Annotated in this window: 18 protein-coding genes; 10 read left to right on the forward strand and 8 right to left on the reverse strand. The window is 72.2% G+C overall.

All coding sequences use genetic code 11. From position 1 onward, the window contains the following. Nucleotides 1-99: 99 nt before the first annotated feature. Nucleotides 100-624 carry an Rv3235 family protein gene (locus BN1555_RS19650; RefSeq protein WP_093800602.1) on the reverse strand — a complete coding sequence of 175 codons (525 nt, stop codon included), beginning with the start codon at nucleotides 622-624 and terminating at the stop codon, nucleotides 100-102. A gap of 278 nt (nucleotides 625-902) precedes the next feature. On the opposite strand from BN1555_RS19650, the gene BN1555_RS19655 reads away from it, so the two are divergent. Continuing rightward, on the forward strand, nucleotides 903-1,409 hold the full coding sequence (locus BN1555_RS19655; protein WP_093803507.1) for a DUF6912 family protein: 507 nt from the start codon (nucleotides 903-905) through the stop codon (nucleotides 1,407-1,409). A gap of 49 nt (nucleotides 1,410-1,458) precedes the next feature. Continuing rightward, on the forward strand, nucleotides 1,459-2,124 hold the full coding sequence (locus BN1555_RS19660) for an HAD family hydrolase (protein ID WP_093800603.1): 666 nt from the start codon (nucleotides 1,459-1,461) through the stop codon (nucleotides 2,122-2,124). A 170-nt stretch (nucleotides 2,125-2,294) separates the two neighbouring features. Here the strand turns inward: BN1555_RS19660 and BN1555_RS19665 are convergent, their stop codons facing one another. Next, nucleotides 2,295-2,861, reverse strand: coding sequence for a DJ-1/PfpI family protein (locus tag BN1555_RS19665; protein ID WP_093803509.1), 567 nt, complete (start codon nucleotides 2,859-2,861; stop codon nucleotides 2,295-2,297). 467 nt (nucleotides 2,862-3,328) lie between these two features. Between BN1555_RS19665 and BN1555_RS19670 the strand changes: the two genes are divergently transcribed. After that, nucleotides 3,329-8,272: an NAD-glutamate dehydrogenase gene (locus tag BN1555_RS19670; RefSeq protein WP_093800604.1), complete on the forward strand. Its 4,944-nt coding sequence runs from the start codon at nucleotides 3,329-3,331 to the stop codon at nucleotides 8,270-8,272. Between the two features lie 137 nt (nucleotides 8,273-8,409). Here the strand turns inward: BN1555_RS19670 and BN1555_RS19675 are convergent, their stop codons facing one another. The 5 genes from BN1555_RS19675 to BN1555_RS19695 all read right to left on the reverse strand — a co-directional run bounded on the left by BN1555_RS19675 (nucleotide 8,410) and on the right by BN1555_RS19695 (nucleotide 16,792). Further along, the gene (locus BN1555_RS19675; protein ID WP_255306440.1) at nucleotides 8,410-9,531 is read right to left on the reverse strand and encodes a glycosyltransferase 87 family protein; all 1,122 of its coding nucleotides are present in this window, start codon (nucleotides 9,529-9,531) and stop codon (nucleotides 8,410-8,412) included. 301 nt (nucleotides 9,532-9,832) lie between these two features. Further along, on the reverse strand, nucleotides 9,833-10,708 hold the full coding sequence (locus BN1555_RS19680) for a carbohydrate ABC transporter permease (protein WP_093800606.1): 876 nt from the start codon (nucleotides 10,706-10,708) through the stop codon (nucleotides 9,833-9,835). Then, nucleotides 10,705-11,988, reverse strand: coding sequence for a carbohydrate ABC transporter permease (locus tag BN1555_RS19685; RefSeq protein ID WP_093803510.1), 1,284 nt, complete (start codon nucleotides 11,986-11,988; stop codon nucleotides 10,705-10,707). The genes BN1555_RS19680 and BN1555_RS19685 overlap by 4 nt, the downstream gene beginning before the upstream one ends. Before the next feature lie 84 nt (nucleotides 11,989-12,072). Further along, a complete protein-coding gene (locus tag BN1555_RS19690) occupies nucleotides 12,073-13,389 on the reverse strand; it encodes an ABC transporter substrate-binding protein (RefSeq protein WP_255306100.1) in 1,317 nt (438 codons plus the stop codon). Between the two features lie 226 nt (nucleotides 13,390-13,615). Further along, on the reverse strand, nucleotides 13,616-16,792 hold the full coding sequence (locus tag BN1555_RS19695) for an FtsK/SpoIIIE domain-containing protein (protein ID WP_093800608.1): 3,177 nt from the start codon (nucleotides 16,790-16,792) through the stop codon (nucleotides 13,616-13,618). Between the two features lie 410 nt (nucleotides 16,793-17,202). On the opposite strand from BN1555_RS19695, the gene BN1555_RS19700 reads away from it, so the two are divergent. The 4 genes from BN1555_RS19700 to BN1555_RS19715 all read left to right on the forward strand — a co-directional run bounded on the left by BN1555_RS19700 (nucleotide 17,203) and on the right by BN1555_RS19715 (nucleotide 22,602). After that, complete coding sequence (locus BN1555_RS19700) at nucleotides 17,203-18,840, forward strand: serine/threonine-protein kinase (RefSeq protein ID WP_093800609.1); 1,638 nt, start codon at nucleotides 17,203-17,205, stop codon at nucleotides 18,838-18,840. A gap of 139 nt (nucleotides 18,841-18,979) precedes the next feature. Then, complete coding sequence (locus BN1555_RS19705; RefSeq protein ID WP_093800610.1) at nucleotides 18,980-20,230, forward strand: serine/threonine-protein kinase; 1,251 nt, start codon at nucleotides 18,980-18,982, stop codon at nucleotides 20,228-20,230. A 67-nt stretch (nucleotides 20,231-20,297) separates the two neighbouring features. Beyond that, a complete protein-coding gene (prfB, locus tag BN1555_RS19710) occupies nucleotides 20,298-21,404 on the forward strand; it encodes a peptide chain release factor 2 (RefSeq protein ID WP_093800611.1) in 1,107 nt (368 codons plus the stop codon). A gap of 268 nt (nucleotides 21,405-21,672) precedes the next feature. Further along, nucleotides 21,673-22,602: an LPXTG cell wall anchor domain-containing protein gene (locus tag BN1555_RS19715; RefSeq protein WP_093800612.1), complete on the forward strand. Its 930-nt coding sequence runs from the start codon at nucleotides 21,673-21,675 to the stop codon at nucleotides 22,600-22,602. A 158-nt stretch (nucleotides 22,603-22,760) separates the two neighbouring features. Here BN1555_RS19715 and BN1555_RS19720 read toward each other — a convergent pair whose 3' ends face one another. Further along, nucleotides 22,761-22,955 (reverse strand): hypothetical protein, encoded by a 195-nt coding sequence (locus tag BN1555_RS19720; protein WP_093800613.1) that lies wholly within the window; start codon nucleotides 22,953-22,955, stop codon nucleotides 22,761-22,763. 270 nt (nucleotides 22,956-23,225) lie between these two features. On the opposite strand from BN1555_RS19720, the gene ftsE reads away from it, so the two are divergent. The 3 genes from ftsE (at nucleotide 23,226) to BN1555_RS19735 (ending at nucleotide 26,080) form a co-directional block, all read left to right on the forward strand. Next, complete coding sequence (ftsE, locus tag BN1555_RS19725; protein WP_093800614.1) at nucleotides 23,226-23,915, forward strand: cell division ATP-binding protein FtsE; 690 nt, start codon at nucleotides 23,226-23,228, stop codon at nucleotides 23,913-23,915. Between the two features lie 9 nt (nucleotides 23,916-23,924). Further along, nucleotides 23,925-24,842 carry a permease-like cell division protein FtsX gene (gene ftsX, locus BN1555_RS19730; RefSeq protein WP_093800615.1) on the forward strand — a complete coding sequence of 306 codons (918 nt, stop codon included), beginning with the start codon at nucleotides 23,925-23,927 and terminating at the stop codon, nucleotides 24,840-24,842. A 68-nt stretch (nucleotides 24,843-24,910) separates the two neighbouring features. Beyond that, nucleotides 24,911-26,080: a S41 family peptidase gene (locus BN1555_RS19735; RefSeq protein ID WP_093800616.1), complete on the forward strand. Its 1,170-nt coding sequence runs from the start codon at nucleotides 24,911-24,913 to the stop codon at nucleotides 26,078-26,080.

Consider the following 26,080-nt stretch of genomic DNA (forward strand, 5'->3'; position numbering starts at 1 on the left):
ACCCTGCGTGGCATGACGGCCGGGGCCGGACACCGACGGGGTGTCCGGCCCCGGCCGCGTCCCGGCTGTGCCGCGGCCCCGGCCGTGTCTGTGCGGCCTTCACGCCGGGGCGCAGGCGGCCGTCGCCGGTGTGCCGCCCAGCTCGACGGCGGCGCACCGCCAGCGCAGGTCGCGGCCCTGCTCCAGGCGGAACGCCATCGCCCGTACCTGTTCGCCGGCCGCGATGCTCGCGAAGGCCTCGACGACGCCGGGGCGCGGATGGAAACCGCCGCAGGTGCGTACGACGGGAAGAGTGCCGCGCGTGCGCAGCGGGGTCGTGGGCGCGAGCTGGACGAGCTGCTCGTACGCCTCGCCGATGGTGTGCCCGAGCATCCAGTGGACGGGGCGCCGGCCGCTGAGCACCGCCAGCAGGCGCTCGGCGAACTGTTCGTGCGGGGTGGGACGGCGGTGGTGGTGCCGGAGTGCCTGGGCTGCGGGCGTGGTGGACGTGGTGGTGGATGCGGTGTGGGGGGCGCCGGCTGTGGGGCTGCCGGCCGCCGTCCTGGGGGCCCTCGCCCTGAGTGCGGAGGCGCCGGGCCCGCGCTGGTCGTGGCGTCCGTGCGGCCGGGTCCTGTCCTTGTTCATCTGTGTGCCCCGCTCTGCCGGCCCGGTTTTGATACCGGGCGGTAACTTCTGTTGGTGCTCTTCTACGGGGGACGGACGGGTGGCGGCAAGGAGCGGTGGACGCGGGAGGCGCCGGCCAAGCGGATCACCTATCAGGGTGACGGAAGGCAGTGCCGGGGCGGCGCCCGCTCGGCACCGGCCTCACGGGGTGGACGTCGCAGGAGCCGGGGACCACCACCCCGAAGGGGGACTCCGTACGTATCCTTGAGTCCGTCTCCGACTACGAAAGCGGCCTGCCGATGCGCGTCTACGTCCCCCTGACCCTTTCCGGTCTCGCCGAGGCGCACAAGGCGGGCGAGCTGGGACCCGGCCCGCTGGCCGCCTACGCCGTGACCCCCGGCCTGCGCGAGTGGTACGTCTCGGACGACATCGAGGAGCTCGAGTACGCCGCGCTCAACCGGGCCGCGGCCGCGTCGCTGCGGCTGGTGGCGGGAGACCCGGGCGCTGCGCGGCGCCGGGTCGTCGTGGCCGTCGACGTACCGGACGGGGACGCGGTCGCCGACCCGGACCGGGGGCTGGACGCCGCGGCGATCGGCGAGGTGCGGATCGCCGCCGCGGTACCGCTGAAGAAGGCGGCGGCGGTGCACGTCGACGCCGACGACGCGGAGGCGGACGTGACGGCGGCGGCCGCGGCGCTGGGGGCGGCGGACCACGGGGACGACGACGCGCAGTTCACGGTGGACGGCGCGGAGGACCACGAACTGCTGTGGTACGGGGTGCAGGAGATCCCGAATCTGATCGGCTGAGCCCGGCTGGGATGTCTGCGCTGTCGTACCCGGTGGGTACCTTCTTGGAATGGGGAAGCACACGACGACGCATCTCGTCTGGGACTGGAACGGCACGCTGCTCGACGACATCAGTGCGGTCATCGGCGCGACGAACGCGGCGTTCGCGGAGATCGGGATCGAACCGATCACGCTCGAGCGGTACCGCGAGTTGTACTGCGTGCCCATCCCCCGCTTCTACGAGAGGCTGATGGGGCGGCTGCCGACGGACGCGGAGTGGCTGGTCATGGACGAGGCCTTCCACCGGCACTACACCGAGCTGCGCGTGGTGTGCGCGCTCACGCACGGCGTCGAGGAGCTGCTGGTGGAGTGGCAGTCGACGGGCCGCAGCCAGTCACTGCTGAGCATGTACGGGCACGAGCAGCTGCTCCCGGTGGTGCGGGGGTACGGCATCGAGCGGCACTTCGTGCGGGTCGACGGGCGGACCGGGCCTTCGGGCGGCAGCAAGGCCGCGCACATGGCCCGCCATGTCGCGGCGCTGGGCGGTGTCACGCCGCGGCAGGTGGTCGTGATCGGCGACGCGGTCGACGACGCGGTGGCGGCGGCGCATGTGGGGGCGCGGGCGGTGCTCTATACGGGGGGCTCGCACAGCAGGGCCAGCCTGGAGCCGGCCGGCGTGCCGGTGGTGGACAGCCTGGCGGAGGCGGTGGCGCTGGCGGAGCGGTGGATGGAGTGAGGGGTGCGGGGACGCCTCCTGCCAGGCCCCGGCCTGCCCCCGTTCCGCTCCGCCCCCGTTCCGCACCGGCACCGCACCCGTTCCGGATCGGGCCGCACCTCTTCCGGATCGCACCGCACCCGTTCCGGCCCGCCCCGTCCTGTTGCAGCGCGCACCACCCCGCCGCGTGCTCAGGTCACCGGGCTCCTCGCGCGCAGGACCGTGAGGAACTCACGCATCCAGCTCGGGTGGTCCGGCCACGCGCGGGCCGAGACCAGGGTGCCGTCGACCACCGTCTCGACGTCCTGGAAGGTCGCCCCGGCGGACTGCATGTCGAGCTCCAGGGCCGGGTACGCGGTGACCCGGCGGCCGGCGAGCCCGTCGACGGCCGCCGTCAGGAGCGGGCCGTGGCAGATCTGGGCCACCGGCTTGTCCGAGTCGAAGAAGGCCTTGAGGATCTTGCGGAGTTCCGGATCGTTGCGCAGATACTCCGGCGCCCGCCCGCCGGGGACCACCACGGCTGCGTACTGGCCGGCTTCCACCTCGGAGAACGCGAGGTCGGCGGGCCAGGTGTAACCGGGCTTCTCCGTGTACGTGTCGAAGCCGGGTTCGAAGTCGTGGACCACGAACCGGAGCTTCTTGCGGGTCGGGGCGGCGATGTGGACCTCGTACCCCTCCTCGCGCAGGCGCTGGTACGGGTAGAGGACTTCCAGCGACTCCGCTGCGTCGCCGGTGACGATGAGGATCTTGGGTGCCATGGCGGTGTGCTCCCCTCGGGCGGCCTGTTCCGTGCCGTCCGGTTCAACCTGCACCGGCGGGCGGCGTTTGCCAAGGCGCCCCGCCGGTTCCGGCGGCCGGGGGGACCGCCGGGCGGCACCTGCCATGAAGCGGCGCGCGCTGCGCTGTCCAGACTGTCAAACTTCCGGGCTGGTTTTGTACACCGATCGGACATGACGGCGCCCCGGTCCGGGGGGATAGCCTGGTGCCGTGATCAGCGCGATAGCCCTCGGGGGCAGTGAAGCCCCCGGCATCCGCCCGGAGCACCACCGTGCCCGGGCGATCGCTGGTCCCCGAAACCCGGACCGGCCGTCAAAAATGGCCAATAACGTCATGGGTATCCCTCACCGCGGCATAACGTCGACCCGACCGGATACCCCGCGTCGTGGCGTTGTGCCATCTTTCTTCACCTACGTCACGCAATGGCGCGCGACAGGAGCCAGAGGACATGCAGACCAAGCTGGACGAAGCCAAGGCCGAGCTGCTCGTACGGGCGGCCCGGGTAGCTGAGAACAGCCCGGCCGGGGGGCAACCTTCGTCCGGGTCCACGAGCGAAGGCATTCCCGACCGGGACACACTCCTCGCGTACCTCCAGCGCTACTACCTGCACACGGCCCCCGAAGACCTCGCCGACCGCGACCCGGTCGACGTGTTCGGCGCGGCCCTCTCGCACTTCCGGCTGGCGGAGAACCGCCCGCAGGGCACCGCCAGCGTCCGGGTCCACACCCCGACCGTCGAGGAGAACGGCTGGACCTGCAGCCACTCCGTCGTCGAGGTGGTCACCGACGACATGCCCTTCCTGGTCGACTCGGTCACCAACGAACTGTCCCGCCAGGGCCGCGGCATCCATGTCGTGATCCACCCGCAGGTCACCGTGCGGCGCGATGTCGCCGGAAAGCTGATCGAGGTCCTGCCCGGCGACGGAGCGCGCGCCGGCGACCAGGAGCTGCCGCACGACGCGTGCGTGGAGTCCTGGATCCACGTCGAGATCGACCGCGAGACCGACCGCTCCGACCTCAAGCAGATCACCGCCGACCTGCTGCGCGTCCTGTCCGACGTCCGCGAGGCCGTCGAGGACTGGGAGAAGATGCGCGACTCCGCGCTGCGCATCGCCGAAGAGCTGCCGAGCGAGCCCACCGCCGACGACCTGCGCGACCAGGAGGTCGACGAGGCCCGCGAGCTGCTGCGCTGGCTGGCCGCCGACCACTTCACCTTCCTCGGGTACCGCGAGTACCAGCTGACCGACGACGACGCGCTCGCCGCCGTCCCCGGCACCGGGCTCGGCATCCTCCGCTCCGACCCGCACCACAGCGGCGACGAGGCGCACCCGGTGAGCCCGTCCTTCAGCCGGCTGCCCGCCGACGCCCGCGCCAAGGCCCGCGAGCACAAGCTGCTCGTACTGACGAAGGCCAACAGCCGCTCGACCGTGCACCGGCCGAGCTACCTCGACTACGTCGGCGTGAAGAAGTTCGACGCCGACGGCAACGTCGTCGGCGAGCGCCGCTTCCTCGGGCTGTTCTCCTCGGCCGCGTACACCGAGTCCGTACGCCGCGTCCCCGTCATCCGCCGCAAGGTCGCCGAGGTCCTGGAGACCGCGGGCTTCTCGCCCAACAGCCACGACGGCCGCGACCTGCTCCAGATCCTGGAGACGTACCCGCGCGACGAGCTCTTCCAGACGCCCGTCGACCAGCTGACGTCCATCGTGACGAGCGTGCTCTACCTCCAGGAGCGGCGCCGGCTGCGCCTGTACCTGCGCAAGGACGAGTACGGGCGCTACTACTCCGCCCTGGTCTACCTGCCCCGTGACCGCTACACCACCGCGGTGCGGCTGCGGCTCATCGACATCCTCAAGGAGGAGCTCGGCGGCATCAGCGTCGACTTCACCGCCTGGAACACCGAGTCGATCCTCTCCCGCCTGCACTTCGTCGTCCGCGTCCCGCCGGGCACCGAGCTGCCCGACCTCACCGACGCCGACACCGAGCGCATCGAGGCCCGCCTGGTCGAGGCCGCCCGCTCCTGGGCCGACGGCTTCTCCGAGGCCCTGAACGCCGAGTGCGGCGAGGAGCGCGCCGCCGAGCTGCTGCGCCGGTACGGGCACGCCTTCCCCGAGGGCTACAAGGCCGACCACTCGCCGCGCTCCGCCGTCGCCGACCTGGTCCACCTGGAGCAGCTGACGCACGGCCGCAACAGCTTCGCGCTGTCCCTGTACGAGCCGGTGGGCGCCGGACCGAACGAGCGCCGCTTCAAGATCTACCGGATCGGCGAGCAGGTCTCCCTGTCCGCCGTCCTGCCGGTGCTCCAGCGGCTCGGCGTCGAGGTCGTCGACGAGCGTCCGTACGAGCTGCGCTGCGCCGACCGTACGCATGCGTGGATCTACGACTTCGGCCTGCGCATGCCCAAGCCGAACGGCAACGGCGACTACCTCGCCGACGACGCGCGCGAGCGCTTCCAGGACACCTTCGCCGCCGTGTGGACCGGACAGGCCGAGAACGACGGCTTCAACGCCCTGGTCCTGAGCGCCGGCCTGAGCTGGCGGCAGGCGATGGTGCTGCGCGCGTACGCGAAGTACCTGCGCCAGGCCGGTTCGACCTTCAGCCAGGACTACATGGAGGACACCCTCCGCAACAACGTCCATACCACCCGGCTGCTGATCTCGCTCTTCGAGGCGCGGATGTCGCCGGAGCGCCAGAGCGCGGGCACCGAGCTGACCGACGGGCTGCTCGAAGAGCTCGACGGCGCGCTCGACCAGGTCGCGTCCCTGGACGAGGACCGGATCCTGCGGTCCTTCCTGACCGTCATCAAGGCGACGCTGCGCACCAGCTTCTTCCAGAAGACGAAGGTCGGTGAGCCGCACTCCTACGTGTCGATGAAGTTCGACCCGCAGGCCATCCCGGACCTCCCCGCGCCCCGCCCGGCGTTCGAGATCTGGGTGTACTCGCCGCGCGTCGAGGGCGTCCACCTGCGCTTCGGCAAGGTCGCCCGCGGTGGTCTGCGCTGGTCGGACCGGCGCGAGGACTTCCGGACCGAGGTGCTCGGCCTGGTCAAGGCGCAGATGGTGAAGAACACCGTCATCGTGCCGGTCGGTGCCAAGGGCGGCTTCGTGGCGAAGAACCTCCCGGACCCCTCCGTCGACCGCGACGCGTGGATGGCCGAGGGCATCGCCTCGTACAAGACCTTCATCTCGGCGCTGCTCGACATCACCGACAACATGGTGGCGGGTGAGGTCGTGCCGCCGAAGGACGTCGTGCGCCACGACGAGGACGACACGTACCTCGTCGTCGCCGCCGACAAGGGCACCGCGACCTTCTCCGACATCGCCAACGAGATCGCGGTCGCGTACAACTTCTGGCTCGGCGACGCCTTCGCGTCCGGCGGCTCGGTCGGCTACGACCACAAGGGCATGGGCATCACGGCCCGCGGTGCCTGGGAGTCCGTCAAGCGGCACTTCCGCGAGCTCGGCCACGACACCCAGAACGAGGACTTCACGGTCGTCGGCGTCGGTGACATGTCCGGCGACGTCTTCGGCAACGGCATGCTGCTCTCCGAGCACATCCGCCTCGTCGCGGCCTTCGACCACCGGCACATCTTCATCGACCCGAACCCGGACGCGGCCACCTCGTACGCCGAGCGCCGCCGTCTGTTCGAGCTGCCGCGCTCCTCGTGGGCCGACTACGACACCTCGCTGCTGTCCGCGGGCGGCGGCGTCCACCCGCGCAGCGCCAAGGCGATCCCGGTCAACGCGCACATCCGCGAGGCGCTCGGCATCGAGCGGGGCGTCACCAAGATGACCCCGGCCGACCTGATGAAGGCGATCCTCAAGGCGCCGGTCGACCTGCTGTGGAACGGCGGCATCGGCACGTACGTCAAGTCGTCGGCGGAGTCGAACGCCGACGTCGGCGACAAGGCGAACGACGCCATCCGCGTCAACGGCGAGGACCTGCGGGTCAAGGTCGTCGGCGAGGGCGGCAACCTGGGCGCGACCCAGCTCGGCCGCATCGAGTTCGCGCGGGACGGCGGCCGGATCAACACCGACGCCATCGACAACAGTGCGGGCGTGGACACCTCCGACCACGAGGTGAACATCAAGATCCTGCTGAACGGGCTCGTCGCTGACGGCGACATGACCGTCAAGCAGCGCAACAAGCTGCTCGCCACGATGACCGACGAGGTCGGCACGCTGGTCCTGCGCAACAACTACGCGCAGAACACGGCGCTGGCCAACGCCGTCGCCCAGGCGCCCTCCCTGCTCCACGCCCACCAGCGCTTCATGCGCCGGCTGGAGCGCGACGGGCACCTCAACCGCCCGCTGGAGTTCCTGCCCACCGACCGGCAGATCCGCGAGCTGCTGAGCGCGGGCCGCGGCCTGAGCCAGCCGGAGCTCGCCGTCCTGATGGCGTACACCAAGATCACGGTGGCGGACGAGCTGATCCACACCGGTCTGCCGGACGACCCGTACCTGCGGGGCCTGCTGCACGCGTACTTCCCCGAGGCGCTGCGCGAGAAGTTCCCCGAGCAGATCGACGCGCACGCGCTGCGCCGCGAGATCATCACGACGGTGCTGGTCAACGACACCGTCAACACCGGCGGCTCGACCTTCCTGCACCGTCTGCGGGAGGAGACCGGGGCGTCGGTCGAGGAGATCGTACGGGCGCAGTTCTCGGCCCGCGCGATCTTCGGCCTCAGCGAGGTCTGGGACGCCGTCGAGGCACTCGACAACAAGGTCGCGGCCGACGTCCAGACCCGGATCCGGCTGCACTCGCGCCGCCTCGTCGAGCGCGGTACGCGCTGGCTGCTGGGCAACCGGCCGCAGCCGCTGGAGCTCGCCGAGACCATCGAGTTCTTCAGTGCCGGTGTGGCGCGGGTCTGGGACGAGCTGCCGAAGCTGCTGCGCGGCGCTGACCTGGAGTGGTACCAGTCCATCCTGGACGAGCTGACGGCGGCGGGCGTTCCCGAGGAGCTCGCGCTGCGGGTGGCCGGGTTCTCGTCGGCCTTCCCCACGCTCGACATCGTCGCGATCGCCGAGCGCACCGGCAAGGCGCCGATGGAGGTCGCCGAGGTGTACTACGACCTCGCCGACCGCCTCTCCATCACCCAGCTGATGGACCGGATCATCGAGCTGCCGCGGGCCGACCGCTGGCAGTCCATGGCCCGCGCCTCCATCCGCGAGGACCTGTACGCGGTGCACGCCGGCCTGACGCAGGACGTGCTCTCCGTGGGTGACGGGACCTCGACGCCGGAGGAGCGCTTCAAGGCGTGGGAGCAGAAGAACGCGGCGATCCTGGGCCGTGCGCGGACCACGCTGGACGAGATCCGGGGATCGGACGCGTTCGACCTGGCGAACCTGTCGGTGGCCATGCGGACGATGCGGACGATGCTGCGTACCCGCGTCTGACCGGTACACAGCCTGACCGGTACGCATGTCTGACCGGTACGCAGGCTGATCGGTACGCAGGGGGCGCCCCGCACCGGAATGTCCGGTGCGGGGCGCCCCCTTTCCCGCTCCTGGGCCCTGGGTCCCGAGTCCTGCTCCTACAGGCACCGGGCGGAGGCCCAGAGCCTGCGGCAGGACAGCAGGGCCGCCGCGACGAGCAGAGCGTTGCGTACGACCATGAGCGCGCATCCCAGCGGCGTGCCCGCCACCACGTCGTTGTACAGCACCGGGTAGGCGAGCGTGCTCACGGCGGCCGCGGGCAGCAGCAGCGCCGCGACCGGGCGCTGGGTGGTGGCCCGCGAGGTGAGGCAGGCGGCGGCCAGGCCGAGCAGCCAGACCAGGTACTGAGGGCTGATCACCCGGCTGGTGACGGTGAAGAGCAGCACGGCGGCCAGCGCGGCGTCGAAGGGGGTCGCCGGTGTCCAGCGGCGGGCCCTGACGCGCCACAGCAGCAGCCAGCAGAAGGCGGCGGCCGTGGCGAGGAGGGAGGCATGGGCGAAGGACGAGACGTACGGCCCGGTGAACTCCATGGCGCCGTACCGGTACTCGACCTTGCCCGGCCAGCCGGCCGGCCGGGCAAGGGACAGTACGGTGCCGGCGACCGATTCGATCTGCACGCCCCTGCTGCCCTGCTGGCGCAGGAAGCCGAAGGTGTGCGAGAAGACGGACGCGAGGACGGCGAGCAGCGCCGCCGCGCCGGCGGCGGCGGACAGCCAGGCGTGGCGGGTGGTACGCCCGCGGGGGGCGCCCAGCAGCACGAGGACCGGCCAGAGCTTCACCGTCGCACCGAGCCCGGCGAGCACGCCGCCGACGCGCGGACGGCGGTGCATGCAGAGCAGGGCCAGTGCGGCGAGGGCGGTGACCTGGACGTCGTACCGGACGAGGGGCAGGTGCAGGAGCAGCGGCAGGGCGCCCACCCACATCCAGGCACCGGCCGTGGAGCGGCCGGGGCGCCGGCCCGCGCGCGCGAGGGCGACGGCGAGCAGCGCGTCGGCGGCCAGGGTGAGGAGGAGGAACGCCTGGAAGTACGTGAGCCAGGGCAGGGCGCCCGGCCCGAGGATCACCAGGGCCGCGCCGGGCGGGTACTGCCACATGGCGTCGTCCAGGGGGAAGCCGCCCCGGACGAGCTGCTCGTACCAGCGGTGGTAGATCTGGTGGACCTCGCCGTTGATCGTGCCCACGTGGAAGACACCGAGGGGCTGCGCGAGCAGGGCGAGCATGGCGAGGCGGGTGGCGGCCCAGACGGCACCGAGCCTGCGGGCGCAGCGGCGCGCGGCGGCCGCGGAGGTGGGGGAGCCGGGGAAGCCGGGGGCGGTGTTCGCGTCGGTGACCGCGATCTGCTGCGTCGTCATCAACGTGGACTTTAGCCACCCTTGGGCTGTTCCTACGCCTTTGTGTGCGCCGCGTAGGCGGCGACGTTCTTCGCGGTCCCGTTCATTCGTACCGTCCGCCCGAGCAGCCGGACGGCGGCCCGGTCGTGGGGACCGGGCCGCCGTGGTGGGTGCGGGTGTGCGGGCGGGACTACTTCACCGCGCCGGCCATCACGCCGGACACGAACTGCCGCTGGAACGCGAAGAAGACGATCAGCGGGATGATCATCGAGATGAAGGCGCCGGGCGCCAGGATGTCGATGTTGTTGCCGAACTGCCGTACCTGGCGCTGGAGCGCCACCGTGATCGGAGGGCTGGCCGAGTCGGCGAAGATCAGCGCGACCAGCATGTCGTTCCAGACCCAGAGGAACTGGAAGATGCCGAGCGAGGCGATGGCCGGACCGCCGAGCGGCATCACCACGCGCGCGAACAGCCGGATCTCACCCGCCCCGTCGAGGCGCGCCGCCTCCAGCAGTTCCTTGGGGATCTCCGCGAAGAAGTTGCGGAGCAGGAAGATCGCGAAGGGCAGGCCGAAGGCGACGTGGAAGAGGACCACGCCCGCCGTGGTCTCGAAGATGCCGATCTTGCCGAAGAGTTCGGACACGGGCACGAGGGCGACCTGCACGGGCACCACCAGCAGGCCGACGACCACCAGGAACCACCAGTCGCGGCCCGGGAAGTCCATCCACGCGAAGGCGTACCCGGCCAGTGAGCCGATCACCACGACCAGGACGGTCGACGGGACGGTGATCATGATCGTATTGAACAGGGAGTCGACGACGGTGTTGTTGTCGAGGAGGCCGGCGTAGTTGTCCAGGGTGAGGTCGGAGGGCGCGGAGAAGACCTTCCACCAGCCCGTCTCCGCGATGTCGGTGGGGCTGCGCAGCGACGAGAAGAGCAGCCCGATCGTCGGCATCAGCCAGAACAGCGCGACCAGGATCAGGAAGACCCGCATCGCGCCGCCGCCCGCGCGCGCCGCGATCCGCGCCGGGAGGGACTGCCTGGGCTTCGTACTCGTGAGGGTCACCGGCGGCTCTCCTTTCGCATCCGGCGGATGTTGAAGAGCATCACCGGGACGACCAGCAGCAGGAGCAGCACGGCGATGGCGCTGCCGACGCCGGGATCCGCGTCCGTGCCGAACGACGAGCGGTAGAGCTGGAGCGCCAGCACGTTCGCGTCGTCCTGGGACGACCCCGGCGCGATGATGAACACCAGGTCGAAGATCTTCAGTACGTTGATCATCAAGGTGACCAGCACCACCGCGAGGACGGGCGCGAGCAGCGGGACCGTGATGCGGCGGAACACCTGCCACTCGTTGGCGCCGTCGACCCGGGCCGCCTCCAGCAGCTCGCGCGGCAGCCCCGCGAGCCCGGCCGCGATCAGCACCATCGCGAAGCCCGCCCACATCCAGACGTAGGAGCCGATGATGGCCGGGGTCACCAGGCCCGGGCCGAGCCAGTCGACGCCGTTGTACGGCTCCCGGAAGTTCGAGGCGGGCAGGCGCAGCTCGGCCCCGTCGGCCTTCGCGGAGAGCGTGAAGGTGCCGTCGGCGCCGGCCGTGGCCGAGTCGACGACCTTGCCGTCCTTGACCGCCTCGACCTTGATGCCCTTGAGGCCGAACTCCTTGGGGTCGATGGTGTTGGGCTTGCCGCCGCCGCCCTTCGTGAAGTCCAGCCAGGCCGTGCCGGTGACCTTGCCGGGCCCGGCCTCGGCGGGCGCGGCGGTCTCGGCGTCGCCCGGCATCTTGGCGGGCGGCACGCCGACCAGCGGCAGCAGGACCTGCTCGCCCGCCCTGACCGGCTCCTTGGTGACGAAGGACCCGCCGCCGCCCGCCTTCAGCGGATGGACGGGCAACGGGCGCGCCTTCGGGAAGCCGGCCGACTCGGAGAACATGTCGTGGACGCTCACCGCGACGGCGTTGGCGACCCCGCGCTCCGGATTCTGTTCGTACACCAGCCGGAAGATGATGCCCGCCGCGAGCATCGAGATCGCCATCGGCATGAAGACCAGCAGCTTGAACGCCGTACCCCAGCGGATGCGTTCGGTGAGTACGGCGAATATCAGGCCCAGCGCGGTCGAGACGGCCGGGGCGACGACCACCCAGACCGCGTTGTTCTTGACGGCGGTCAGGATGGTGTCGTCGGTGAAGATCTCGACGAAGTTGTCGAGGCCGGCGAAGCTGTCGCCCGACTTGTCGAAGAAGGACCGGTAGACCGAGTACCCGATCGGGTAGACCACGAGCGCGCCGAGCAGCACCAGGGCGGGCAGCAGGAAGCAGGCCGCCATCGCTGTGCGTGTGCCTGTCACGCTCTTGCGTGTGCCGTTGCCGGCGGGGGGCGGCGTGACCTTCGCGGCGCCCCCCGCGGTCGCTGACGTCATCGCGTCAACCCGTCAGCTCTTGTACGCCTTGGCCGCGTCGGACTCCAGCCGCTGCTGGGTCCCCGCGATGTCCTTCGGATTCTTCAGGAAGTCCTGGAGCGCCTTCCACTCGCCCTTGCCGGGCGTGCCGCCGAACGACTGCGGGGCCTGGTCCGACATGTCGAAGCGGAAGTCGTCACCCGCCGCGATCAGCGCCTTCGCGATGTCGCGCTGCACGTCATTGGGGTACGCCGCCACGTCCAGGGCCTTGTTGGGCGATACGAACCCGCCCGCCCGGGCCCAGATCTCCGCCGCGTCCGTCGAGGCCAGGAAGGTCAGCAGCGCCTTGGCGCCCTTCGAGTCCTTGAGCGCCACGGCCGCGTCGCCGCCGGTCACCACGGGGGACTCGTCGCCCACCGCCGGGAACGGGAACACCTTGGCGTCGGTCCCGACCTTCGCCTTCGTCTGCGCGATGTTGATCGAGACGAAGTCGCCCTCGAAGACCATCGCGGCCTTGGGCTCGTCGGCGAACGTCTGGGTGACGGACGCGGGGAACTCGGTCTGCAGGGCCCCGTCCTGGCCGCCCGCGATGAGTTCCTTCTTGCCGAACAGCTCGGCGAGCGTGGTCAGCGCGTCCTTCACGGACGGGTCCGTCCACTTGATCTTGTGCTGGGCCAGCTGGTCGTACTTCTCGGGCCCGGCCTGGGAGAGGTAGATGTTCTCGAACCAGTCGGTGAGGGTCCAGCCGTCCGCGCCGCCCACCGAGACCGGGGTGACGCCGGAGGCGGAGATCGTCTCGGCGGTGGAGAGGAAGTCCTTCCAGGTCTTCGGCTCCTGCGCGCCCGCGTCCTCGAAGGCCTGCGTGTTGTACCAGACCAGGGACTTGTTGGCGGCCTTGAAGTACACGCCGTACTGCTTGCCGTCGACCGCGCCGATGTCCTTCCAGCCCTGCGAGTAGTTCTTGTCCAGCTGGGCCTGGGTGGCGGCGTCGACCGGCTTGGCCCACTTGCGCTCGACGGCCTGCTGGAGCGCGCCGACCTGCGGCAGCATCGCCACGTCGGGCGGCGAACCGCCCGCGATCTTCGTGCCGAGGAAGTTGACGATCGGGTCCTGGGCCGGGACGAAGGTGACCTTCGCGCCGGTGCGCTTCTCGAACTCGGTGAGTACCTTGGTGAAGTTCTCCTGCTCGGGGCCCGTCCAGACGGCGGCGACCTGGACCTCTTCGCCGTTCAGTTCGGGCAGTTCGACGGTGGCCGCGGGGTCCTTCGTGTTCCCCGCGGCGCCCTCGTTCTCGTCCTTCTCCTTGTCGCCACCGCAGGCGGTGAGGGCGAGCGTGCTCGCGGCGATCATCGCCAGGGCAGCCCTCCGAGCCCTGCGTCCCCTGGGTGTGCGAAGAGTTGTGCGCATGCCTGCCCCGTCTCTCCTGTGCGCGTACGGACCGGCGCAGCCTCGAGAGGACCACTGGCGCCGATGCCGGTCTAGCTGTCCCGTGGGTCAGTCCTACGCCCGGCTGTCGGCCCCGGCAATAGCGCCTTCCGCATCAACCGGGTGATCGTAATGGGCCTGTGACGTTCAGTCAGGCTTCACCGGGGGTGCCGAGGGGCGGCAGCGGGGTCGCGTTGACCGTGCGGGCGGCCCGGTCCAGGGCGCTGGCCAGCAGGGCGAGGTCGGTCGGCCCGTTGCCCAGTTCGCGCACCGGGCGGCGGGCCGGCGGATCGCCCATCCGCTCCCACTCCAGGGGAACGACGGTGGGGCGCAGCGTCGCCGTACGCGGAATGCGGCCGGTGACCCGGCCGCCCTGGAACGGGGTCACGGCGGCGTCCGGGCGATGCAGGCCACCGCGCCCCGGTGCGGGCTCCTCGGGGGCGGGCGCGGACGGCGGGGTGTCCAGCACCACGCGCAGCCGTGCGCCGCGCGCGAGCTCGGTGTCCGCCGTGCGGTCCGGTCTGGCGGACGTGACCACCAGGTGGACGCCCAGCCGCTCACCGTCCCTGGCCACCGCTTCCAGGGCCCGTACGACGGAACCGGCCGCGGGCCGGCCCGTACTGCCGAGGGCGGGGGCGACCAGCGCGTCGAAGTCGTCGACCAGGACGACGAGGCGGGGGAGGGGCGAGGGCCCGGTGTCGGCGCGGGCCTGGCGCTCCCGGGACGCGGTGGTCCGCAGGCGCAGCGTGCCGCTGGGGGGCGAGTCCGGGTCGCCGTGGAGTTCGGCGGCGCTGGGGCGGCGCTGGCCGACCATGCGGCCCGACACCTCGCGGTGCGTGTGCCACTCGGCGAAGCCGGTGGAGCCGAGGAGCTCGTGGCGGCGCTTCAGCTCCGCGCCCAGGGCCTGGGCGAACTCCCGCATGCGAACGGGGTCGGAGGCGACGAGGTGCGTGGAGACGTGCGGGAGTTCGGTGCAGGCGCGCAGGCCTTCGCCGCGTTCGCCGCCGGCGCCGTCGACCAGGACGAGGCCGAGACGGTCGGGGCGGGCCGCGGCGGCCAGTGAGGCCGCGACGGAGCGCAGCAGCTCGGTGCGGCCGCTGCCCGCCGGGCCCTCGATGAGCAGGTGCGGGCCCTCGGCGGTCAGGTCTACGCAGAGCGGGCCGCGCGGGCCCGCCCCCAGCACCGCCCACGCGCGGGTGGCACCGGGCGCCTGGCCGTCGTCGGCGGCTGCCGCCCAGCGGGCCATGAGGGAGGCGGGGGTGGCCCTGGCCAGGCCCAGCTCGTCCAGGAGGCGGGAGGACGCGGGGAGGGCTGCTGCGCGGCCGGGCCGGCCGGCGGCGGGTCCGTCCGTACGCAGCGGGGCGAGCGCCCGCGCGAAACGCTCCGCCCAGGCGGCGGACACCGCGTCCACCGCGGCGAGCGTGCCGTGCCCCGCGGGCTCGCCGCCCGCCGTGCGCAGCAACCGCAGCGCGGTGGCCACGTCGCCGCTGAGCAGGGCGGCGGCGCCGCATGCGCGGAACGCGGGCGAAGCGGCGCAGGCGGCCTCGTAGGTCTCGGTGACCGGGGAGAGGGGCGACGCGGCGGCCGTCTCGGCGAGGCAGACGAGGTGGATGCCGGACGCCGCACCGGTGGCGGCGAGCCGAGTGGTGGCTTCGCGCAGGCCCACGGAACCGGGGTCGCCGTCGACGACGACCACGGTGTACGGCCCGTGGTCAGGGCCCTGCTGCCCCTCGTCCGTCCGGCGCACCAGCTCGGCGATCCGGGCAGTGGCCTGGTCCCGGTCGTAGGCGAGGAGCAGCCGGCAGTCCTGGCCGTGGGCGGGCCGCAGGTGCGGCAGCCAGCCGAGCCAGCCCCACTCGGCGGTGCGTTCCTCCAGCGGCCTCGCCCGGTCCGTGCTGATCAGGACGATTTCGAGGTCGGCGGGGGAGTGCAGCGCGGCGAGCTGCGCCACGACGGACCTGGCCAGCCCGGCCAGCCGGGCCCGGGGACCGGCGAGCCCCAGGGCGCCGACTTCCCGGAGCCCCACGGTCACCGGCACGGCGGGCAGCGGGCGTCCGCCGCCGGGCACGGCCCGGTCGGCGGTGCCCAGCCGCAGTGCGAGTGCCTCGGGGTGCCCGGGATCGCGTTCCCACAGCCGGGGGCCGGGGCCGAGCGCGGTCAGCAGCAGCGAGGCGGGGTCGGGCCAGGCGTCGGGCCGGGTGGCGGGGCAGGGGGCCGCGCCCGCGCCGGCCGGTGGCATCCCGAGCGGGGTGACCTCGGCGGGCGCGTACTCGTCCACGGGCTCCGTCCGGCCTCCGGCGAGCCGCCGGGCCCAGTTTCCTATGCCGCCCCGCCGGCGGGTGGTGCCGGGCTGCGGCCCGCCGCCGTGGGCGACGTCTCCTGCGGGGCGCGCGCTCCGCGGGCCGGGCTGCGCCTCGGGGGCTGTGGCTTCCGGCTGCGGGGGCTCCGGGGCCGGCACCGCGTCCGTGCGGCCGGAGACCCGGCGGCCGCCGGGGGCCGCGGCGGCGCGGCCCGTGCCGGTCGCGTAGGCCGTCGGAGCGCTGGGAGCGGCGCTCGGGCGGTGCTGCTCCGGCGTCGGCCCCTGTGAGGGGGGCGTGCCGCGGTCCGGGGCGTCCGGGGTGCGGGTCACACGCAGGTGGCCCTCGCCGTCCGGGGTGGTCGGGAGGGACGGGGGACGGTCGCCGGGGGCCAGGCGCAGGGCCGACTCGCCGACGCGCAGCAACGCGCCCGCGGGGAGCGGGACCGGGTGGCCGGTGAGCTCCTCGCCGTTCAGCAGGGTGCCGTTGGTGGATCCCAGGTCCGCCACGGTGACCCGGCCGTCCTCCGCCAGGGTCACCGCGCAGTGCAGCCGTGACACGTCCGGGTCGTTTAGCGGCACGTCCGCGTCCGCGGAGCGGCCGATGCTGATCCGGCCGCTGTGCAGGAGGTGGACGCCTCCGGCGTCGGGACCCGCCACGACGTGCAGCCGGGCCGGGGCGTCCGGTGTCCGGTCGGGGAGGGCGTCGGCCTCGGGCGCCGGTGTGTGGAGGGACAGCACCGCCCCGTCGACCAGGGGCGGCTCGCCGAGCGCGCAGCGCTGCGTGTCGAGCCGCTCCCGCCCCGCGTAGACCACCACGGCGCCGGTGCTCTCGGGGCCGGAACCGGGACCGGAGACGGCCGCGGCCAGGCCGGAGGCGACCGCGGCCAGCGCGGTCCCGGCGGGGGCGGTGACGAGCACGTCGCAGGCGCGCCCGGTGGCCGGGGCACCCTGGAGGTCCTGGGCGTCGGCGTGCGCGCCGTGCGGGCTCTGGCCGCTGCGCGGCGCGAGGACGGTCAGCCGGATCTGCATCGCGTCAGCGGTCCCTTCTGCGCGGAGTGCCCGGCAGGGGTGCCGCTCTGTGATTCCCCCCACCCGGCACGGACGCGTCGTCCGGTACAGGTCGGCACGTGGCGCGAGGCTCCCGACCCCACAGCCCGTGCTGCAGGCATCCTCGCACCTGCCACTGACAATGCGCCCGTCGCCCACCTCGAAGTGATCTTGAATGGTCGACTGTGGACGTAAAAGTGCCGGCTTGGGACCGTCGGTGACGGGTGTGGCACGGGAGTTCGGCAACCATCCGTGCGGTACGGGCGTCTTCCCTGCGAACACGGCCCGGCCGTGCCCCGTTCGGAGGCAGGCGGGCGGCATTACAGTGGGTCGGGACCACGGGCCCGAACGCCCGGGACGACGTGAGACCACGAGCAGCGAGGAGCACATACGTGCGGCCGGTAGGCAGCAAATACCTGCTCGAGGAGCCGCTCGGGCGCGGCGCCACGGGCACCGTCTGGCGAGCCCGCCAGCGTGAGACCGCGGGCGCCGAGGCGGCCGTGGCCGGTCAGCCCGGTGAGACCGTCGCGATCAAGGTCCTCAAGGAGGAGCTCGCGAACGACGCGGATGTGGTGATGCGTTTCCTGCGCGAGCGGTCCGTGCTGCTGCGCCTCACGCACCCCAACATCGTGCGGACCCGCGACCTTGTCGTCGAGGGCGATCTGCTCGCTCTGGTGATGGACCTCGTCGACGGCCCCGACCTGCATCGCTATCTCCGGGAGAACGGCCCGCTCTCGCCGGTGGCCGCGTCCTTGCTCACCGCGCAGATCGCGGACGCGCTCGCCGCCAGCCACGCCGACGGCGTCGTCCACCGCGACCTCAAGCCCGCGAACGTCCTGCTCGACGAGCGCGACGGCCAGATGCACCCGATGCTCACCGACTTCGGCATCGCGCGCCTCGCGGACTCCCCGGGACTCACGAGGACGCATGAATTCGTCGGTACGCCGGCGTACGTCGCCCCGGAGTCGGCCGAGGGCCGCCCGCAGACGTCCGCCGTCGACATCTACGGCGCAGGCATCCTGCTGTACGAGCTGGTCACGGGGCGTCCGCCGTTCGCGGGCGGTACGGCGCTGGAGGTGCTCCACCGCCATCTGAGCGAGGAGCCCCGCCGTCCCACCACCGTCCCCGAACCGCTGTGGACGGTCATAGAGCGCTGCCTGCGCAAGGAACCGGACGAGCGGCCCAGCGCCGAGAACCTCGCCCGCGCCCTGCGCACCGTCGCGGCCGGCGTCGGCGTGCACTCGACGTCCGCGCAGGTCGAGGCGGCCATGGGCGTCGGCGCGCTGCTCGCGCCCGACCCGGCCCCCGCGCCGGTCCCCGAGACCCCCGGCGCCGCCGACCCGACCCAGGTGCTGCCGAGCAACGCCGGGTCGTACGACCCGGCCGCCGCTACCAGCGTCCTGCCGTCGACCGGCGCACCCCGGCCCCCGTACGGCGCCGCCGACCCCACCGCCGTCATGCCGCCCGTGCCGCCGCGCCCCGACGGCACGCCCGGCGCCCCGGGACCCGAGGACCCGCACCCCTGGCAGAACCAGCTGCGCGCGGCCCGTGACCGCAACGAGCAGACGCAGGTCCAGTACCTCGACCCGAGCCAGGACCCGCTGCGCCGCCGCCCCCAGCGCCAGCCGCAGCAGCCGCCCCATCAGCCCCAGCGGCCCCCGCAGCGTCAACAGCAGCAGCGCCCCCAGCAGCAGCCGCAGCGGTACGCCCCGCCGCCCCCGCCGCAGCACCAGGCGCCGCCCCCGCAGCAGCGGTACGCACCGCCCCAGCAGCCCGCCCCGCCGGCCCCGCGTCCGCCGCGCGAGCCGCGCCGCCGCAGCGCCAATCCGATGCGGATCCCGGGTCTCGGCTGCCTCAAGGGCTGCCTGTTCACGCTCCTCCTGCTGTTCGTGGCGTCCTGGCTGGTCTGGGAGCTGACCCCGCTCCAGGAGTGGATCGGCACGACGAAGGGCTTCTTCGCCCAGATCGGCGACGTGATCGACGAGATCACGAAGTTCTTCAGCGACCTCGGCGGCTCCACCGGCAGCTGAATCGGCCGAGTCAGTTGATTTGTCGACTTCTGGGGGTGTATTTCGCCCCAGAAGTGAAGGTTGGTGCCATACGGCGCGCAGGACGCCCCGGCACCCGCGTAGCCTCGGGGCGACCGTCGGCCGCTGAGGGAGCACAGTCTTGGCACGGAAAATCGGCAGCCGGTACACGGCCCACCAGATTCTTGGACGGGGCAGTGCCGGCACGGTGTGGCTCGGCGAGGGGCCCGAGGGCCCCGTCGCCATCAAGCTTCTGCGCGAGGATCTCGCGTCCGACCAGGAGCTCGTCGGGCGCTTCGTCCAGGAGCGCACCGCGCTGCTCGGACTCGACCACCCCCGCGTCGTCGCCGTCCGCGACCTCGTCGTCGACGGCAACGACCTCGCGCTGGTGATGGATCTCGTGCGGGGTACGGATCTGCGTACCCGGCTCGACCGTGAGCGGCGTCTGGCGCCCGAGGCCGCCGTCGCCATCGCCGCGGACGTCGCCGACGGGCTCGCCGCCGCGCACGCGGCCGGCGTCGTCCACCGCGACGTGAAGCCCGAGAACATCCTCCTGGACATGGAGGGCCCGCTCGGGCCCGGCGGCGCGCACCCCGCGCTGCTGACCGACTTCGGCGTCGCCAAGCTGATCGACACCCCGCGCCGCACCCGCGCGACGAAGATCATCGGTACGCCCGACTACCTCGCCCCCGAGATCGTCGAGGGCCTGCCGCCCCGCGCCGCCGTCGACATCTACGCCCTGGCGACCGTGATGTACGAGCTGCTGGCGGGCTTCACCCCCTTCGGCGGCGGACACCCCGGCGCCGTGCTGCGCCGCCACGTCACCGAGACCGTCGTCCCCCTCCCCGGCATCCCCGAGGAGCTGTGGCAGCTCCTCGTCCAGTGCCTGGCGAAGGCCCCCGCGTCCCGTCTGCGCGCCTCCGAGCTCTCCGCCCGCCTCCGCGACCAGCTCCCGCTCCTCGCCGGAATGGCGCCGCTGGACGTGGACGAGCCGGGCTCGGAGGACGAGCAGGCGCAGTACGAGGCGTACGACGAACCGTCCCGGCAGCCCCCCGCGCCCGCCGCGCCGCGCCGCCGCGGCGCCGTCCCCCTGGTGCCCGGCTCGGCCCCGGACTCCAACCGCGACACCCATACGAGCATGCGCGTCCCCGCCCCCGACGAGCTGGCGGGCGGCGCCCGCGGCACGGCCCGCGCCCCCCGGGCCGCGGGCCAGCGCCGCCCCGGTTCCGCCCGCAACAAGCCGGGCGCCGTCCGCAGGCGGCGCCTCCTGCTCGGCGGCGCGGCGGTCCTGGTCGCCGCCGCGATAGGCGTGGGCGGCTGGCTGGCGGCGACGGGCACCGGCCCGGACCCCGCTCCGCAGGACACGAAGCAGTCGTCTCCGTCACAGCCGTAGCACGGGTGCGCGGCCTGCGCTCCCGGGCGAGGGGAACGTACGGCCGCCCAGCCGTTACGCTGGACCCGTGGCAGTCGTCGATGTATCCGAAGAGCTCAAGTCCCTCTCCTCGACCATGGGGTCGATCGAGGCCGTCCTGGACCTCGACAGGATGAGGGCCGATATCGCCGTGCTCGAGGAGCAGGCCGCGGCCCCGTCCCTGTGGGACGACCCGGACGCCGCGCAGAAGATCACGAGCAAGCTCTCCCACCTCCAGGCCGAGCTGCGCAAGACCGAGGCCCTCCGCAGCCGGATCGACGATCTCTCGGTGCTCTTCGAGCTGGCCGAGCTCGAGGACGACGCCGACACCCTCGCGGAGGCGGAGTCCGAGCTGATCGCGGTCCGCAAGGCGCTGGACGAGATGGAGGTGCGTACGCTCCTCTCCGGCAAGTACGACGAGCGCGAGGCCCTGGTCAACATCCGCGCCGAGGCCGGAGGCGTCGACGCCTCCGACTTCGCCGAGCGGCTGATGCGCATGTACCTGCGCTGGGCCGAGCGCCACGGGTACGCCACCGAGGTCTACGAGACGTCGTACGCCGAAGAGGCCGGCATCAAGTCGGCGACCTTCGTCGTCAAGGCGCCGTACGCCTACGGAACGCTCTCCGTGGAGCAGGGCACCCACCGCCTCGTCCGCATCTCCCCCTTCGACAACCAGGGCCGCCGCCAGACGTCCTTCGCGGGCGTCGAGGTGCTGCCGGTCGTCGAGAAGACCGACCACATCGAGATCGACGAGTCCGAACTGCGGGTCGACGTCTACCGCGCGTCCGGCCCCGGCGGCCAGGGCGTCAACACCACGGACTCCGCGGTCCGCCTGACGCACATTCCGACCGGCATCGTCGTCTCCTGCCAGAACGAGCGATCCCAGATCCAGAACAAGGCGAGCGCCATGAACGTCCTCCAGGCGAAGCTCCTCGAGCGCCGCCGCCAGGAGGAGCAGGCGCTGATGGACTCGCTCAAGGGCGACGGCGGCAACTCCTGGGGCAACCAGATGCGTTCGTACGTCCTGCACCCCTACCAGATGGTCAAGGACCTGCGTACGGAGTTCGAGGTCGGCAACCCGCAGGCGGTTCTCGACGGCGAGATCGACGGCTTCCTGGAAGCCGGAATTCGCTGGCGCAAGCAGCAGGAGAAGTAAAGCTCGCTTTGTCGACACAGCAACTGCCGCCCTTGGGGCGGCAGTTGCCTTTTGTGTCACAGTCGCATTCCCGTACGTCAGGCAACTGCTTTCATTTCGGGCATTGCGCACGCAATGACCTTGACGCCCCCTTTGAAAGTGGCAAAGCTGGCGCGTGGCATGCGTATCTCCGGGGCGTATGTGACCGGGGGAAATTTACACACCCCCAGTGTCTGTCGCCCTGTGCGCTGCTCCACTGACGAATTCAGCTACTGGGGGTAGCAAGCAGATGACCAAGAAGACGCGGATCCGCGTTGCGCGTATAGCAGCCGGTGCGGTGATCGCCGCCGGTGCTTCGCTGACCGCCGCGGGCGCCGCTTCGGCCGTCGGTATCGGCGTCGACGTGGCCGGCCTCTCCGCCGACGCCAGCGTCGACAAGGAGGGTGTCGACGTCTCCATCGCCGCCGACCCGGCCGACCCCGCCGACCCCGCGGACCCGGCCGACCCGGCCGACCCGGCCGATCCCGCGGACCCGGCGGATCCGGTGGACCCGCCGACCGACCCGGTGGACCCGCCCACGGATCCGGTGGACCCGCCGACCGACCCGGTGGACCCGCCCACGGACCCGGTGGACCCGCCGACCGACCCGGTGGACCCGCCCACGGACCCGGTGGACCCGCCCACGGACCCGGTGGACCCGCCCACGGACCCGGTGGACCCGCCGACCGACCCGGTCGACCCGCCCACGGACCCGACGGACCCCTCTGACCCGGGCGGCAATGGGGGGAACGGCACCGGCGGCAACGGGAACGGCGGCAACGGCGGCAACGGCGGCAACGACGCCGGTGGCACCGTGACCGGTGGCTCCGACGGCGGCTCCACGACCGGTGGCACCACGACCGGTGGCACCGTGACCGGTGGCTCCGACGGCGGCTCCACGACCGGTGGCAACGAGGCCGGCGCCACCACGACCGGTGGCGGCGACGGCGACGCCGGCACCTGCACCCTCGACCTCGACGGTGTCGAGTGCGAGGACAACACCGACACCGACAGCGCCGGCTCCCAGCCGGTGGCACAGGGCAAGGCCAAGGAGGAGCTCGCCGAGACGGGCGCCGCCGAGACCTCGTTCCTGCTGATCGGTGCCGCGACGATGATCGCCGGTGGCATCGGCTTCCGCATGCTGCCGCGCCTGGTCGGTGGCGGCCGCACCGCCGTCTGAACCACCTGGGCGTACAGGAAGGGCCCGGAGCGCACTGCGCGCTCCGGGCCCTTCCCCATGGGTCCGTATCCGGCCCCCGGGGGGCCGTAGAGGCGTTTACGGGCCGGCGGAAGCCCCTGGGGGCCTCCCGGGGCTCCCTCGGGCCGCGCGGTCGGGCTCTACGCGGTCTGGTGCGCCACCAGGGCCATCACCGCCACCAGCAGCGCCACGAGCGCCACCAGTGCCGCGGGGCTCAGCCCGCTCAGCGGGCCGCCCTCCTGCTGCATCCTCGCCCTGTTGGCCCGGCAGACCGGGCAGCGGCCCTGGTTCACCGGGGCCGCGCAGTTCGCGCACACCAGTCGGTCATAGGTCATGCGCTTTCCTCCTCCCGCGCGGCGGATCCGCCTGTACGCGTTCTCTCCGCCCAACGCTCAGGGAAACGCGACTGTTCCCCCTTCCACTGTGCCAGCTCCCACGTGTTCCGGCGCGCCCCGCCGGACCGCGGCCGCCGCGGTCCGCTCAGAACCGGTCGCCGACCTGTGAGCGATCCGTGATAAAACGGCCATCGCCGGACGCCGACTGCGCGCGCCCGCCCGGGTCGCGTATGGTCACGCTCACCTACTCCCGGCGACCGTGGTGCACCCGTGATCCGATTCGACAACGTTTCCAAGACCTACCCGAAGCAAAGCCGCCCCGCCCTCAGGGATGTCTCCCTGGAGGTCGAGAAGGGCGAATTCGTCTTCCTCGTGGGCTCTTCCGGCTCCGGCAAGTCAACCTTCCTGCGGCTGCTGCTGCGTGAGGAGCGCGCCAGCCACGGCATGGTGCACGTCCTGGGCAAGGACCTCGCGCGCCTGTCCAACTGGAAGGTGCCGCAGATGCGGCGCCAGCTCGGCACCGTGTTCCAGGACTTCCGCCTTCTCCCCAACAAGACCGTCGGGGAGAACGTCGCGTTCGCGCAGGAAGTCATCGGCAAGTCGCGCGGCGAGATCCGCAAGTCCGTGCCCCAGGTCCTCGATCTCGTCGGCCTCGGTGGCAAGGAGAGCCGGATGCCCGGCGAACTCTCCGGCGGTGAGCAGCAGCGCGTGGCGATCGCGCGGGCGTTCGTCAACCGCCCGATGCTGCTGATCGCGGACGAGCCGACGGGCAATCTCGACCCGCAGACCTCCGTCGGCATCATGAAACTGCTGGACCGCATCAACCGCACCGGCACCACTGTGGTGATGGCGACCCACGACCAGCAGATCGTCGACCAGATGCGCAAGCGCGTCATCGAACTTGAGAAGGGCCGCCTCGTGCGCGACCAGTCTCGCGGCGTCTACGGCTACCAGCACTGAAAGGACGCCATGCGCGCCCAGTTCGTCCTGTCGGAGATCGGCGTCGGTCTCCGCCGGAATCTCACCATGACCTTCGCGGTGGTCATCTCCGTCGCTCTCTCCCTCGCCCTCTTCGGCGGGGCCCTGCTCATGCGCGAGCAGGTGAGCACGATGAAGGGCTACTGGTACGACAAGGTCAACGTCTCGATCTACTTCTGCAACAAGAACGACGCGGAGACCGCCTCCACGTGCGACAAGGGCGCGGTCACCGCAGAGCAGAAGAAGCAGGTCAAGGACGACCTCGACAAGATGGACATCGTCAAGGACGTCCACTACGAGTCGGCCGACCAGGCGTTCAAGCACTACAAGGAGCAGTTCGGGGACACCTCGCTGGCCGACACCATCACCCCGGACCAGATGCAGGAGTCCTACCGGGTCAAGCTCGACGACCCGGAGAAGTACAAGGTGGTCGCGACCGCGTTCGCGGGCCGGGACGGCGTGCACTCCGTCGAGGACCAGCGCGGCATCCTCGACAACCTCTTCGAGCTGATGAACGGCATGAACGTGGCCGCACTCTGCGTGATGGCCCTGATGCTCGTCATCGCGCTGATGCTGATCGTCAACACCGTGCGCGTATCCGCCTTCAGCCGGCGGCGCGAGACGGGCATCATGCGGCTCGTCGGCGCGTCCAGTTTCTACATCCAGATGCCGTTCATCATGGAGGCCGCGTTCGCGGGCCTGATCGGCGGCGTGCTCGCCTGCGGGATGCTGCTCGTCGGACGGTACTTCCTGATCGACCACGGCCTGGCGCTGTCCGAGAAGCTCAACCTCGTCAACTTCATCGGCTGGGACGCGGTGCTGGCCAAACTGCCGCTGGTGCTCGCGATCGCGCTGCTGATGCCCGCGCTCGCCGGGTTCGTGGCGCTGCGCAAGTACCTCAAGGTGTGACATGCGCCCCGGGCGCCGTACGGTCAACCGACCGTGCGGCGCCCTTCGTTTGTCCTAGACTCGGCGCCATGCCAGGCCCGGAAGTCACCCTCCGTCCCCGTGGAATTCGCCGTGGGGCTGCCCTGACACTGGTTTTCGCGGCCGTACTCGTCACTGCCGCCGCCACCGACTGCTGGCAGCGCGACGAGGCGAAGTCGCCTCCTCTCCCCGCCCGTTCCATCGCGGCGACCGCCGACCACGAGGAGGTCGCCGCCGCCGCAGCCCGGGCGATGGCCGACGGCAAGTCCGGCAAGGAGGCGGCCGAAGAGGTCGTCAGCCGCAGCGGGGACCGGTGGGGCGCGGTGTACGGCCCGGCGGAGTACGAGGAGTTCACGCAGGCACTCGACGGCGAGTACACGGGCGTCGGACTGTCGGTCGAGCGCGTGCCCGGCGGCCGCGTCGAGGTGACCCGGGTGCAGTCCGGCGGTCCCGCCGGGCGGGCCGGGGTCAGGGAGGGCGACCGGCTCCGTACGATCGACGGCCGCCCGGTGGCGAACCGTTCCGTCACCGAAGTCGTCGGGCTCCTGCGCGGCGACGGCCCGGCGCGGGCGGGCAGCTCCGTCGTCCTCGGCCTGGAGCGCGGCGCGCGCGAGTGGCGCGAGACGCTGCGCCGCGCGCGCCTGACCACCGAGGCCGTCACCGTGGAGCCGCTCACGGGCGGCGACGCCGTGCTGATCAGGGTGGCGTCCTTCACCAAGGGATCGGGCGAGCGGGTGCGGGACGCGGTCCGCGCCGCGCCCGAGGGCCACGGCGTCCTCCTCGACCTGCGCGGCAACGGCGGCGGGCTCGTCGCCGAGGCCGTCACCGCCGCGTCCGCCTTCCTCGACGGCGGCCTGGTCGCGACGTACGACATGCGCGGCGAGCAGCGCGCGCTCCACGCGGAGCCGGGCGGGGACACCGCCAGGCCCCTCGTGGCGCTCGTCGACGGCGGCACCATGAGCGCGGCGGAGCTCGTCACGGGGGCGCTCCAGGACCGTGGCCGGGCGGTCACCGTGGGTTCGCGCACCTTCGGGAAGGGCTCGGTCCAGATGCCGAGCCGGCTGCCCGACGGCTCTGTGGCGGAGCTCACCGTCGGCCATTACCGGACCCCCGCGGGCCACAGCGTCGACGGCCGGGGCATCAGCCCGGACCTCGTGGTGGGCGAGCGGGCCGAGGAGCGGGCCCGGACAGTATTGAGTGGCCTCGGAGGAGGGGCGTAG

The sequence above is a fragment of the Streptomyces sp. Wb2n-11 genome, from assembly GCF_001049855.1.
GTDB classification, from domain to species: domain Bacteria; phylum Actinomycetota; class Actinomycetes; order Streptomycetales; family Streptomycetaceae; genus Streptomyces; species Streptomyces altiplanensis.